The following is a 13,287-nucleotide window of genomic DNA, read 5'->3' as shown; positions in this document are numbered from 1 at the left end:
AATTTGCCTGTTTTAAGTTTGTTAGCATTAAAATTATGAAAAAAGCCCGTAATAAAAATCTAAGATAACGTTAATCTTCCTCAGGTACACTTTCGTACGCGCCCATATCAGGATTACTGCTGTTACGCGTTGTTCCGGTTATATCAGTAGTAAACAGGGTAATCACACTTCCATCAGCAGTACCTTCCGGGCCTGTACCATTATCAGCAGTTATAAGTTGTAGCTTGTTAGTACGTGTGTCTTTAAAAGCAGGTTTATTAAGAGTAGATGACGTGGCAAGTTTACAGCCGGCAGTATATTCTACCAATGTGGCATCATTACCAGATGCAGGATACAGTTTGTTACTTCTGAACTGGTTGCTATAATCAATAAACTTAATCAGGCTGTTATTGTAGCGAATGTGAAAAGGATAGTTTCCAATCTGGCTAAAATCAAACTGCTCCATCGAGATACCTATATTTCCGGATCCATACATAATACAGTTATCAAAATTAGCATTTACATTGCCAGGATAGCGCGTATTACCTATAATCTGATAATTGTTTATTAGTAGCGGAACCTGGTCATAGCTATTAAAATAGTTAGCAAAGGTGCTATACTTAAAATCATAAGTGCCGCCCTTTATAAGCGCCACGGCTGCCTGTCCGGCGTTATTAGCCACCAGGTTTTCTCCTTTAATATTTGCGCCGCAGGCAAGCAGCCCAAAGTTTGAGCAATAATATATTTGCGAATTAGTAATGCTTAGTTTAGGAACTGCAATATCATCTACAGATCTTGCATAAATACCAATGTTGGCGTTTTTTAGTGTTAGGTGGTTGATCGTGTTATCTTCAGATGACATAAGGAGTATAGCACCCCATTGCCCCGGAATATCTGCAAAATCAGGCTCCAGCCTGTCGCCTTCAAAAATAACTTCATTTTCTAAGGCATCCGTAGCAGACTGCCCTCCATTAACTACAAGTTTTGCTCCGGGGCGCACCATTAGTCCTGAGTCTGCATGAAAATGCACCCGTGCACCCGGGTCTACGGTAAGGGTTTCTCCTCGTGGTACTGTGGCATAGCCATATACAACATAGGGTTTAGTATTGTTCCAGTGCAGCTCGTTGTCATGCTCTGCACGGTTTAAGTTAAAACCATAAACGTTAAGGGTATCGTTATACGGTACATTTTCATACTGCCCCTCATCATCCCGCTGCGGATACAAAAAGTAAGCATCCTGTACAAGCGTAACCAGTTCTACCTGTTGTGTGCCTGTAGTACTGCTAAACTGTATATTATCGGTATATAAAAAAGTTGCCGAATTATTGGCGTATTCGCTGTAATCTATAGTCGTTTCTATAAAAACAAACATACTGTCTTTAGCCAGTAGCTCTACATTATTAAACTCTTTGCCGGGTATGCCATCTACCATAAGGCGGTATTTAGAGTTTTGCCCCTGGCCAAGTTTTATGCTGGGTATGCTAATATCTTTATTACTGCGGTTATATACTTTTAGGGTGTAAGTGCTTGACCCTATGTTGCTAAAAACCGTGTCAAGGTATACGGTATCTTTACTAAACTGAAGTCCGCCATTACTGGTTTCAAATTCAAAATCATCACGGCATGATGATATGGTGATACAAAAACCAATAAGCAGCAGGTATAAAAGTTGGCGCATAGCGAATAAACAATTTTTGGTAAAAATAGCTAATTTTTTTCAGAGCAAATGTAAAACTCCTGAATGTAAACGCAGCAAAAAGTATTTTAGTCTGTATTATGCTAAATCTGCCATCATCTGTTATATCCGTGTCATAGGCATTCTATACTTTTTGTACTTTTACAAAAACTTCTTTCTAATGGCATTCGATAAAGAAAAAGCACTAAAAATGTGCAACGACTATAGTAAAAATACCCTGATGGAAACCCTCGAAATTGTGTATACCGATGCTGGAGAGGGCTTTCTTGAAGCCACAATGCCGGTAAACCCGCGTGTGCACCAACCTATGGGATTGTTGCATGGTGGGGCAAGCGTAGCCCTTGCCGAAAGTGTAGGTAGTGCGGCATCGTTATTGTTTGTAAACCCTGAAATACAGGAGGTGCGTGGTATAGAAATTGCTGCAAACCACCTGCGTAGTAAGCGCGATGGCATAGTTACAGGTACTGCCCGTATAGTGCACCAGGGCAGGAGCCTGCATTTATGGGAAGTAAAAATTACCGATGAGCAGGGCAGGCTGATATCGCTTTGTAAAATTACCAATATGGTGCTGCCAAAAAAGAAAATACTTGCAGAAGAATAATACCCAGATGAAAGATTTATACGACAAGATGCTTGGGCATTTTTTGGCAGAGTTGCCTTTTGCGGTATATGCTAAACCTGGCAGTAATACTGTTACTGGTGTTTTTCAGGTAGATAAAGCATCATATAATACAAACGATTTTACAGGAGCGGGATTTGTTTTTGCGCCCTTTGCAGAAGGGACAACTGTTTTTATTCCCTTTGATAAAGCCGATGTTATTGTAACAGAAGCCCCGGGAGATAACAATATAGTTTCTGAACTTCCTGAAATAACCATTGATGCTGCTGCTAAGGCATCTTTTGAGGCACTGGTGTCTAAAAGCGTAGCAGCTATAAAAACCGGGAAGTTTGATAAGCTGGTAACATCGCGAACCGAAAATGTAGCGCATACTACCAGTCCGTTTTCAATATACAGCCGCTTACTCTACACATATCCTAATGCGTTTCGCTATTGCTTTTACAGTCCTGCAACAGGTATGTGGATGGGCGCAACGCCAGAGCAGCTTTTAAAGGCAGAAGACAACACAGTACATACTGTAGCGCTTGCCGGTACACAGTTGTTCGATCCTGAAAATAAAGCCATATGGCAAGATAAGGAGCAGCAGGAGCAGCAGTTTGTTACAAATTACATTTTAGACCAGTTGGCTGAGTTTACAACAACAATACAGCAAACCGCACCTTATACTTTTAGGGCAGGAAATATTGTACACATTAAGACCGATATTTCGGCAGTATTAAAGCAAGGAACGCCGCTAGGGGCAGTAATTAATAAATTACACCCTACGCCGGCAGTATGTGGCTTGCCTAAAGCTGGAGCAAAACAATTTCTGTTAGAAAATGAAGGATATAATCGCGAATACTATAGTGGTTTCCTTGGAGAGCTAAACCATGATTTCGTTACCGGGCAACCTAAAACTGATTTGTTTGTTAACCTGCGTAGCATGAAGTTAAAGTCAAATAGTGCACAATTATTTATTGGTTGTGGTATTACCGCAGACAGCGACCCCGAAAAGGAGTTTTTTGAAACCGTAAACAAAAGCGCTACCATGAGAAAGGTGCTTTGAGATTTAAAGATTGAAAAAATTAAAGATTGAAGAACTCCAGAGTGACCCAGGGAGGTAATTTAAAATTCGGAATTCGTATTTTTAAATAGCTAACCCCTTTGTAACTTTGTAGCTTTAAAACTTTGCAACATAAAATAAATGAAACTTGATATACTTGCATTTGGGGCACACCCCGATGATATAGAACTAAGCTGTGGAGCTACTCTGGCAAAAGAAATTTCGCTGGGTAAAACCGTAGGAATTGTAGACCTTACCCGTGGCGAACTGGGTACCCGTGGTACTGCAGAAATTCGTGATGCCGAAGCTGCCGAAGCTGCCCGTGTACTGGGTGTTAATATAAGAGAGAACCTTAACTTTCGCGATGCGTTTTTTGTAAACGATGAGGCGCACCAGTTAGAGGTTATAAAAATGATACGTAAATACCGCCCGCAAATTGTAATTGCAAATGCTGTAGACGACCGTCATATAGACCATGCCAAGGGCAGTAAACTGGTTAGTGATGCTTGTTTCCTTTCGGGCCTGCGACGTATAGAAACGGAGCTTGATGGCGAGCCACAACTCTCATGGAGGCCGGAGGTTGTGTATCATTACATACAGTGGAAAAACCTTACGCCCGATTTTGTAGTAGATGTTACCGGCTTTATAGATGTAAAGGTGGCGTCGCTTATGGCATATAAATCGCAGTTTTATGACCCGGATAGTAGCGAACCTGTAACGCCAATAGCTACAAAAAACTTTAAAGAGAGCATACTTTACCGTGCTGCCGACCTTGGCAGGCTTATAAACAGCGAATATGCCGAAGGTTTTACAACCGAAAGGTATTTGGCAGTGAACAGCTTAGGAGATTTGTTGTAAAAAAGTGCAAATTTTGTTTGCAGGAATGTATCAAAGTATATATATTTGCACTCGAAATAAATGGTGGTTTTAGCTCAGTTGGTTAGAGCGCTAGATTGTGGTTCTAGAGGTCGCCGGTTCGAACCCGGTATTCCACCCTTCTTTTGACCCTTCAAGGTAACTTGAAGGGTTTTTTTGTTTTTGTTAGTAAAATCTTATAAATTTTTTAATAAAAAAACATTGTATATTGCAGTAATCTACTAACAAAAAAAACATTTTATTATGGACTATTCTATATTAGAAAATGATTTTGATTGTGCCTGCAATGATGTAGTAGAAACTTTATCTAAGCAGTACAAATCAGGATATAGCGGCGGAGGGCCGGGAAAGCTGGAAGCTTTTCTGGATCTTATAAAAACCTCATTTGAAAAGGCTGAGGCGGTGTTTATTGAGAGTGCAAAAATAGCAGGAGACCCCGAAGCTTTGAGGCGTATAAGGCAAATTGCCAGGAAGCATGCTAAAAAATGCCTTGAGTCTTATGGTAAAATAGCGTAGTTTAACGAATAATTTTACTAAATAGCTGTTCAATTTTATAACTTTTAATTGTAGGTTGTTTCTTTAATTTGCCCCTCATAAATTTCTAAAAATTTTTCGCTACGAATGAGTTTTGATTATAATGAGCTGGAGCGGCAACTGGAGAGTTCTTGTATTGACGTAAATAGGCTATTTCATAAAAAGTACAGCAAAAACATGTATCTTTCTGCAGGAGGTGCTAAACTAGAGGCATTTATAACTGAACTCCAGCAGGAGTTTGAAGTTATAGCACAGGATTTTATCAAAAAAAATGGATTGGAAAAAGATGCCGATGCAAAAAGGCGTGTTTTTGCTATTACAAAATTCCATGCAAAAAAGTGTGTAGAGGGTTTTAGCCGTATGTAAATTTAATGCAGAGGTAAAGTTTAAGATTGCGGCTATTGTTTAATCGCTATTTTTGCTGTAAATTTTTAACATACATCCTTAAACTGATAATTAAATTTATGCCTCGTATCCTAGCTATAGATTATGGAGCAAAGCGCACCGGCCTTGCTGTTACAGATGAACTCCAGATTATAGCATCTGGACTTACTACGGTAGATTCTGCTTCTGCAATTGTATTTTTAAAAGACTATTTTCAGAAAGAAAATGTCGAAAAAGTACTTATAGGAGATCCTAAGCAAATGAACGGATTGCCTTCTCAAAGTGCTCCGCTGATAGAAGCTTTTACCACAAAATTTATTGCAGAATTCCCTAAAATGGAACTTGTAAAGGTAGATGAACGTTTTACGAGTAAAATGGCTTTTCAAAGTATGATTGATGGTGGGCTTAAAAAAAAGCAGCGACAGAATAAAGCACTGATTGATGAAATTTCGGCAACGATTTTGCTTCAGGATTATTTATCCCGAAAAAATATGCTTTAATTTTTTCTATATTGTTAAAAATGAATTTTTATTAATATATCATTGTATTTCGTATTAATATTTTGATAATTTCAGAGTAAATTTGTTTTTTCAAAAATTAGCTGATGTCCACTGATATAAAACAGGAGCCCGATGTGGTTCTTATAGGCGCTGGTATAATGAGCGCTACGTTAGGCATGTTCTTAAAAGAACTAATGCCCGAAGTGAAAATAAATATTTACGAAAGGCTGGATGTGGCGGCTGCCGAAAGCAGCGATGCCTGGAACAACGCCGGTACAGGTCACTCTGCTTTTTGCGAACTAAACTATACCCCGCAGTTGCCTGATGGGAGTATTGAAACTGCTAAGGCGGTTAAAATTGCAGAATGGTTTGAGCAGTCTAAACAATTCTGGGCCTACCTGGTCGAGAAAAATCTTATTACTAAGCCGGAAGAGTTTATAAGGAGCATACCGCACATGAGTTTTGTGTGGGGTAAAGACAATGTAGAATATCTTAATAAAAGACACGCTGCACTCGAAAAGTTTCCGCTTTTTAAAGGTATGGAATATTCTGACGATGCTCAGACTATTAACAGCTGGATGCCGCTGGTAATGCAGGGACGCAAAGAGGGAGAAGCTATAGCTGCTACCAATATGCCTATAGGTACCGATGTTAACTTTGGCGAACTTACCCGCGATATGTTTGCGTGGCTGGGCAAGCAGCCCGGCGTAAACCTGTTTTTTGGAACAGAGGTTACAAACATGCGCCGTAGCGGAAAAGCTCCAAAATGGAAACTAAAGATTAAAGATCTTGCCACGGGCGAAAAAGTGCGTGTATATGGCAAGTTTGTATTTATTGGCGCAGGAGGCGGTTCTTTGCATTTGCTTGAAAAAGCAGATATTCCTGAGGGTAAAGGCTTTGGTGGTTTTCCTGTAAGCGGGCAATGGCTTAAGTGTGTTAACCGGGAGGTAATTGAAAAACATAATGCAAAGGTATATGGCAAGGCATCTGTAGGGGCACCTCCAATGTCTGTACCTCATGTAGACAGCCGTATGATAAATGGCAAAAAAGAGTTGCTTTTTGGTCCATATGCTGGCTTTAGTACCAAATTTCTTAAAGAAGGTTCTTATTCAGATCTATTTACGTCAATACGTCCGGGTAATATAAGGCCTATGCTTGCAGCCGGATGGCACAATATACCGCTTACCAAGTACCTTATACAGCAGGTATCACAAAGCAGGGAAGACAGGTTTGAAGCGCTTAGGGAATATCTTCCGGATGCAAAAATGGAAGACTGGGAACTGGAAACTGCCGGACAGCGTGTGCAGGTTATTAAAAAAGATGAAAAGCAGGGTGGCAAGCTTGAGTTTGGTACCGAGGTTATAAATAGTGAAGATGGTACACTTGCGGTGCTACTGGGTGCTTCTCCGGGCGCAAGTACAGCCGTATCAATAATGCTTGATGTTATGGGGCGCTGTTTCCCGGAACAGATGCAATCTGAAGCGTGGGGGCAAAAGCTGCGTACCATGATACCGTCTTACGGACAGGAGTTGAACAATAATCCTGAACTTCTTAATAAGGTAAGGGAACATTCGCACAAAGTGCTTGGTTTAAGTAAGTAACACATTATAATATACTGCTCTAAAGCCTTGATTTTCAGGGCTTTTTTGTTTTAAAAAAGCAGACTATAATGCTGATATGTTTATCGAAAAATAGTACATTGCGCTACCAACTAACAATTTATGAAAACTATTATACTGCTGTGCACATTGTTGTATATTACTACTTGTACAGCGCAATCCCACAAAGATTCTTTATTGCTTGCTGATGCCGTTCCGGTAAGGGATACATTAGATATGATATTTTATTTAGATAGCCGTGCAAGTAATTACCTGATAATGACTAAAGAGGAGCAACGTGCAAGTAACGTTAATTTTTCACGATTTTATGAAGATGAAATAAAAGGGGCTAATACTGTTTACACAATAGATATAGACAATTTTTAAAAACAACGCAGTTAGATAACTTTGAAAACTATGATACATTTGTTAACAGAGTTTACAAACGTATTAATGAGATTACAATAAGTCTCATAAATAAATACGGCTTTCCATCAGCAAAGCGCATGCCGCCGGGTTTTAAACCTACAGCTGATAATTTGGTTTATGTAATTAGGAGGCGAGTATCGTAAAGAGTTTAAGCGATTGTTTAAAAGCGAATATAAATTAGGCAACATAGACGAGAAAGATTATAACCTTGTTAGGTTCTTTATAAGGTGGAATAGGATTATGATAGAAAGGGATATGAAGTGGCTGGATAAAAACACCAATGCTACCTTTCATAGGGCGCCGCGTTACATAAGGGTAGTAAATTAATTGATGAATAGCAGTTATGAAAAATTTTATATTAGTTTGCATGTTTTTTTCTGTTATTTTTTGCAATGCGCAGACTTCTAAAGATTCTCTGTTGACCAAGGATTATAACTTAATTAAATCACGTCTCATGATTATGCATTATCTAGATACGGTAGCAATGAAGCTAATGGTTATGGCAGGGAATGATGACGAGAGGGAAAAATATTCTACTGATTTTAAATCATATTATACAGAAGATATTTTAAAGAATAACGATATGTTAACGAGTTATGTATATTCTTATTTTGGAAAATATAAGCCGAAGTCACGTCAAAATTTTATAGATTTTGTCTTTGAAAAAAATGCGGAAGAGTTAATTAAGATCACTGAAAAATATGGCTATCCTTCATTAAAACGTATAAAAATTTCACTTGAAGACGGTGATATATTTAATCCATTGAATTTTACGATTCGTAAAAATTCACATGATAAAAAGTTGTTACGCCTTTTTAAGAAAGAAAATGCGACAGGAAATATGCCAGATGCCGACTATAATGCTTTTAAAATATTATTTCAAAAAAATGTACAGTTTGAAATTATAGTGCCAAGAGAGTAAATTACTTACCCACTTCCAGTTTCCTTACGGCACGCACCACACGTTCAGATAGGCTGTGCAGCCATATCAGCTGCTCTATAACAAGGTGCGCTTCTTCCATCTTAAGGCGAAACTCATCTTCGTTATCTATGTGTGTTTCACGAAGCTCGCGTGCCCTTATGTTTTTTAGTTCGGTAAAACGCAGTGCCAGCTCTTCGTTTTGTGCCTGTTGTGCTTCTTCGGCCTGTACATCCATAGCCATAAGTGCAATAGCGTGCTCCAGGTTTTTAATAACGGTATTTACCACCACATTAAAAGCTTCGCTAGCCTTATAGGTTTTGTGAGATTGTATATAGGTGCCTAAAGATGCCAGAGATGATAGCAACGTATGGTTTAGCACCGCTATTTTATACACCTGCTGTTGCTGCTTTTGTTTGCTCTTAGGTTCCTGCGCCATACGCTGATAACTCTGCATCAGGTTGCCCAGTGCCACAAAAGCATTTTTACGGGCAAGGCGGTATCCTGTAGTAACAGTGCCTTTTTGGTTATAATATCGCGATATCTCATTAAGGTAATCGCGGTTGGCTTCAATAGACTTTTTAATGTATTGGGGCATATTCATAAACTCCCACGACGGCCAAAAAAAGTAATTACCTATAAACGCCAGTATTGCCCCCATTGCTGTATCTATAAAGCGGTATTGCAATACCTGCCCAATATCAGGCGTTAGCAACCCGTATAAAAATATTACATACATGGTTACAAAAGTGGCACCCACGCTATAGTTAATAGCCGTGAAGGTAAAGCCCAGCAGCATACACACTATAACCAGTGTGCCAATTATTACCGGCTGGTGCACAAAACTTAAAAAAGCAAAAGCAATAATACCACCCGCCACAGTGCCAATAATACGCTGGTAAGAACGCTGTTTAGTAAGGCCGTACCCAGGTCGCATAATAACTATTATGGTGAGCAATATCCAGTACACATTTTGGAACGGAAATATTAGCCCTATAGCAAAACCTATAACTATGGTAATGGTTATGCGTAGCGAATGCCTGAAAATGGTACTCGAAAACGTAAGGTTCTCTCTAAGGGTGCGCCACGGATAATCTTCTGGGGTCAGGAATTTTTCGAGGTCGCGGCCACGGTTTGCACCCAGGTCTTTATAAATTATGTTTTGGGTAAAGGCGCGTTCTATGGTTTTTATCTTTTCTATCTGCTTCTCGGCATAGTGCACCATGTTAAGCAGCATCCAGACTCCTTCGGCAGCGGCCTCTTTGCCCAGTTGCTCTTCATATTCGGTTATTGCTTTTTCAAGCGCTTCAAGGTCGGCGGTAAGGTTGTGTTTCGGTACATACTGCTTACGGTTTTCAAGGCTTTTGCCAATTTTTTTCAGGGTAGCACCCAGGTTGTATGCCAGGTTTTGGTAGGTAGACATTACCTTAGAGTGTGCACCAAATTTTTGCAGTAATGTACTGTGGTCAAAAGAGGTTGACAAGGCTAACTCTAATATCTCCATAAGCGAAATAAAAACCATCAGCATTTTACGGCTGCGGTTACTGCTGCCGGCGTTGCTGTGGCTGCGTATCAGTACCTCGCGCAGGTTTTCGTGGGTAGTGTTTATTTCTACCTGTAGGTGCAGCTGTTTGCTTACAATGGCCTCGCGGTCGGCATTGGCATCCCAAAGGTCGCCCCGCAGCTTCATGTACTTGGCGGTAAGCTTAAGGCAGTCTGCAACCTGAAGCTCGGCATAGCGGTGCGGGTTCAGGAAGTTGAACAGCAGCGAGAGGGTAATGTAAAATAACGATCCTAGCAATACTAAGCCGGAGTAAGAAAAAATTTCTTCGCCGGTATGTATATGCCCTGTACCTAACGCTATTGCCAGCAGGCCAGAGAAGGCAAGCATGGTAGCGCGCTGCCCGTATACCGATATCATTGAGAGCAGGAAGACCAATGCCGTCATTAATGGGTAAAAAAGCCAGGGGTAGGGGTGCAACAGGTTGAGCAGTAGTGTAGAGCCCGATATTATAACGGCAGCGCTAAGCAGCCCTCTTGCACGGTGTTTTAACGTACTGGGAATATCGGCAGGGTAGGTAAGAAAAGCACCTATAGCTATGGTAAGGCCGGCGTCAAAAAAACCAAGTTTTCCTAATATCACCACAGGCAATGAAGCCGCTGCCGTAACAATAAGTGCCCGGGTAAAATAGGTGTTTTCAATAAACTGCCTTACGCGTTGTATCATGCCTGTTGATAATGGCCAAAGGTAAACATTGCGATTTTGAATACAGTAATATACGGTTAATTCTCACAAAAATTTAGCATTTAATTCAATGGTGCTTAATAGCATTTTATTTATTATTTTTGCGGCTTAACAGGAGGTATGCGACACATACCGGCAAATGAAACAACGATTATGATACTACCCATTATAGGATATGGCGACCCGGTTTTGCGCAAAAAAGGTGTAGAAATACCAAAGGACTATCTTAACCTTAAGCAAATAATTGCTGATATGTACGAAACTATGTATAATGCTTATGGTGTGGGCCTTGCGGCACCGCAGGTAGGCCTTGCCATACGCCTGTTTATTATAGATACCCGCCCTTTTAGCGAAGACGAAGATCTTGTTAAAGAAGAGCAGGAGCTATTGTCTACGTTTAAAAAAACATTTATAAACCCTGTTATTACTAAAGAAGAGGGCGAAGAATGGGGCTTTAATGAAGGCTGCCTTAGTATACCCGAAGTGCGTGAAGATGTATACCGCCACGAGCGCATTACCATAGAATATTTTGATGAAGATTTTAATAAACATACTGATGTTTATGATGGTTTGATAGCCAGGGTTATACAACATGAATACGATCATATTGAGGGAATTTTGTTTACAGACAGACTATCTTCGCTAAAAAAGCGTTTAATAAACAAGAAACTTCAGAATATTATGGAAGGCAAGACAAGGCCTGACTATAAAATGAAATTTATTGCCAAAAAAGGCAGATAATTTTTGATTTTAAAACCAAAGATTAGATATTTGCCAACCTTATAAAAAACACTGGATTTAAAAATACTGCATAATGAGCATCGAAAAAATATTAGCTATCTCGGGCAAGCCGGGACTTTATGAACTGAAATTGCAAACACGTACCGGCTTTGTTGCTGAATCGCTTTTAGACGGTAAAAAAATAACAGTAGGCCTTAGGAGTAACGTAAGCCTTCTTTCTGAAATATCTGTATATACTTATAATGGTGAGATTCGCCTGGCAGAGGTATTACGTGCTATTGCTGTAAAAGAAGATAATGGCCCTGCGCTTTCTCACAAAGAAGACAACGCTAAACTTGAAAGCTATTTCAGGGAAGTACTTCCTGAATTTGACGAAGACAGGGTATACGCGTCTGACATTAAAAAAATACTTAACTGGTATGGTATGCTACAGGCAAAAGGCCTTGTAAGCAAAGAAGAAGTTGTTGCCGCTACAGAAACTGTAGAAGCTCCTGCTGAAGAAGTTGTAAAGGCCGAAGAATAAAAATATACGGTCTTAGTTTATATAATTGATCCTGTTGCCTTAATTGGCAGCAGGATTTTTTACTTTTGGTATATATTATATTAATTCAAAAATTTAAAGTTGCTGCGGCAGCTTTAAGGGAATGATAAATATCAAATATTTCCATTCCTGCCAAGATTACTTATGGAGACTAAAAAAAACATTGCCTATTCGCTCTTAGAACTGGCGTTTATATCAGAAGGTACTACCGTTAACGATACATTTAAAAACAGCCTTGACCTTGCACAGAAAACCGAAGCTATGGGCTATAAGCGCTTTTGGCTGGCAGAACACCACAACACGATCAGTATTGCCAGTTCGGCTACATCAGTACTTATAGGCTACATTGCAGGAGGTACTAAAACTATAAGGGTTGGCTCAGGCGGCATAATGCTGCCTAACCATTCATCGCTTATTGTTGCAGAGCAGTTCGGCACGCTAGGCAACCTTTACCCCGGACGTATCGACCTTGGCCTTGGCCGTGCTCCGGGAACAGACCAGGTTACCGCTCACGCTATACGGTCTGACCGGATGCAGGCGGTAAACAACTTTCCCGGCGAGGTAGCCCAGATACAGCAGTATTTATCTGAAGATAATGCAAATGCCCAGGTGCGCGCCACAGTGGCCGAAGGTGTAGATGTGCCTATTTACATATTGGGGTCAAGTACAGATAGCGCTCATCTGGCTGCTAAAATGGGATTACCCTATGTTTTTGCAAGCCACTTTGCTACATCGTTACTGTTTGATGCGCTCGAAATATACCGCAGGGAGTTTAAGCCATCGCAATATCTTGATAAGCCTTACACCATGGCTGGCATAAACGTGATTGCTGCCGATACGGATGAAGAAGCCGAGGAGAATTTTACCTCATTGCTTCGTATGTTTATAGGCGTATTAACGGGGCAGCGCGAGCACCTGCAGCCACCCATGCCCATGACAGATGATCTGATGATGGTACAACACAATCCATCGGTACGCGATATGTTAAAGTATTCTTTTGTTGGCAGGAAAGAAGCTGTAAGTAAGCAGATAAAGGATTTCTTAGACCGTACGGGTGTAGACGAGCTTATGGTGGTTTCTAATATTTATGGTCATAAGGAGCGGGTTAAGTCTTACAGTATTGTAGCAGAAATTATGGATGAAATAAATAACGCATAGCATATATAAGGATAATGTAATGCAAA

The 13,287-nt window shown here is 40.2% G+C and carries 14 protein-coding genes and 1 tRNA gene; 13 read left to right on the top strand and 2 right to left on the bottom strand.

All coding sequences use genetic code 11. The annotated features are described in order from the left end of the window. Positions 1 to 70: 70 nt before the first annotated feature. Positions 71 to 1,657, bottom strand: a complete 1,587-nt coding sequence (locus DYH63_RS10650; RefSeq protein ID WP_116788787.1) for a hypothetical protein — start codon at positions 1,655 to 1,657, stop codon at positions 71 to 73. Positions 1,658 to 1,835: 178 nt separating this feature from the next. On the opposite strand from DYH63_RS10650, the gene DYH63_RS10645 reads away from it, so the two are divergent. The 10 genes from DYH63_RS10645 to DYH63_RS10600 all read left to right on the top strand — a co-directional run bounded on the left by DYH63_RS10645 (position 1,836) and on the right by DYH63_RS10600 (position 8,579). Continuing rightward, a complete protein-coding gene (locus DYH63_RS10645; protein WP_116788786.1) occupies positions 1,836 to 2,276 on the top strand; it encodes a hotdog fold thioesterase in 441 nt (146 codons plus the stop codon). Beyond that, entirely contained in the window at positions 2,263 to 3,339 is a 1,077-nt protein-coding gene (locus DYH63_RS10640) for an isochorismate synthase (protein WP_240408973.1), read from the top strand. The genes DYH63_RS10645 and DYH63_RS10640 overlap by 14 nt, the downstream gene beginning before the upstream one ends. Before the next feature lie 138 nt (positions 3,340 to 3,477). Continuing rightward, positions 3,478 to 4,194 carry a bacillithiol biosynthesis deacetylase BshB1 gene (gene bshB1, locus DYH63_RS10635; RefSeq protein WP_116788784.1) on the top strand — a complete coding sequence of 239 codons (717 nt, stop codon included), beginning with the start codon at positions 3,478 to 3,480 and terminating at the stop codon, positions 4,192 to 4,194. Between the two features lie 62 nt (positions 4,195 to 4,256). Continuing rightward, positions 4,257 to 4,332: transfer RNA gene (locus tag DYH63_RS10630), tRNA-His, on the top strand. 123 nt (positions 4,333 to 4,455) lie between these two features. Beyond that, the gene (locus tag DYH63_RS10625; protein WP_116788783.1) at positions 4,456 to 4,728 is read left to right on the top strand and encodes a hypothetical protein; all 273 of its coding nucleotides are present in this window, start codon (positions 4,456 to 4,458) and stop codon (positions 4,726 to 4,728) included. Between the two features lie 105 nt (positions 4,729 to 4,833). After that, positions 4,834 to 5,112, top strand: a complete 279-nt coding sequence (locus DYH63_RS10620; protein WP_116788782.1) for a hypothetical protein — start codon at positions 4,834 to 4,836, stop codon at positions 5,110 to 5,112. A gap of 98 nt (positions 5,113 to 5,210) precedes the next feature. Then, a complete protein-coding gene (gene ruvX, locus DYH63_RS10615; RefSeq protein ID WP_116788781.1) occupies positions 5,211 to 5,630 on the top strand; it encodes a Holliday junction resolvase RuvX in 420 nt (139 codons plus the stop codon). A 104-nt stretch (positions 5,631 to 5,734) separates the two neighbouring features. Next, positions 5,735 to 7,231, top strand: a complete 1,497-nt coding sequence (locus tag DYH63_RS10610) for a malate:quinone oxidoreductase (protein WP_116788780.1) — start codon at positions 5,735 to 5,737, stop codon at positions 7,229 to 7,231. Between the two features lie 120 nt (positions 7,232 to 7,351). After that, positions 7,352 to 7,615: a hypothetical protein gene (locus DYH63_RS10605; protein ID WP_116788779.1), complete on the top strand. Its 264-nt coding sequence runs from the start codon at positions 7,352 to 7,354 to the stop codon at positions 7,613 to 7,615. A 385-nt stretch (positions 7,616 to 8,000) separates the two neighbouring features. Further along, complete coding sequence (locus DYH63_RS10600) at positions 8,001 to 8,579, top strand: hypothetical protein (protein WP_162926992.1); 579 nt, start codon at positions 8,001 to 8,003, stop codon at positions 8,577 to 8,579. A gap of 1 nt (position 8,580) precedes the next feature. On the opposite strand, the gene DYH63_RS10595 is transcribed toward DYH63_RS10600, so the two are convergent. Continuing rightward, a complete protein-coding gene (locus tag DYH63_RS10595; RefSeq protein WP_116788777.1) occupies positions 8,581 to 10,803 on the bottom strand; it encodes an FUSC family protein in 2,223 nt (740 codons plus the stop codon). Positions 10,804 to 10,974: 171 nt separating this feature from the next. Between DYH63_RS10595 and def the strand changes: the two genes are divergently transcribed. The 3 genes from def to DYH63_RS10580 all read left to right on the top strand — a co-directional run bounded on the left by def (position 10,975) and on the right by DYH63_RS10580 (position 13,261). Further along, on the top strand, positions 10,975 to 11,562 hold the full coding sequence (gene def, locus DYH63_RS10590) for a peptide deformylase (protein ID WP_116790805.1): 588 nt from the start codon (positions 10,975 to 10,977) through the stop codon (positions 11,560 to 11,562). Positions 11,563 to 11,635: 73 nt separating this feature from the next. Continuing rightward, positions 11,636 to 12,085, top strand: a complete 450-nt coding sequence (locus DYH63_RS10585; RefSeq protein ID WP_116788776.1) for a DUF5606 family protein — start codon at positions 11,636 to 11,638, stop codon at positions 12,083 to 12,085. 162 nt (positions 12,086 to 12,247) lie between these two features. After that, positions 12,248 to 13,261 carry an LLM class flavin-dependent oxidoreductase gene (locus DYH63_RS10580; protein ID WP_116788775.1) on the top strand — a complete coding sequence of 338 codons (1,014 nt, stop codon included), beginning with the start codon at positions 12,248 to 12,250 and terminating at the stop codon, positions 13,259 to 13,261. Positions 13,262 to 13,287: the final 26 nt, after the last annotated feature.

The sequence above is a fragment of the Flavobacterium psychrotrophum genome, from assembly GCF_003403075.1.
Taxonomy (GTDB): Bacteria; Bacteroidota; Bacteroidia; order Flavobacteriales; family Flavobacteriaceae; genus Flavobacterium; species Flavobacterium psychrotrophum.
The sequence above is the reverse complement of the archived record's forward strand: the minus strand, read 5'-3'. Positions and strand labels throughout refer to the sequence as shown.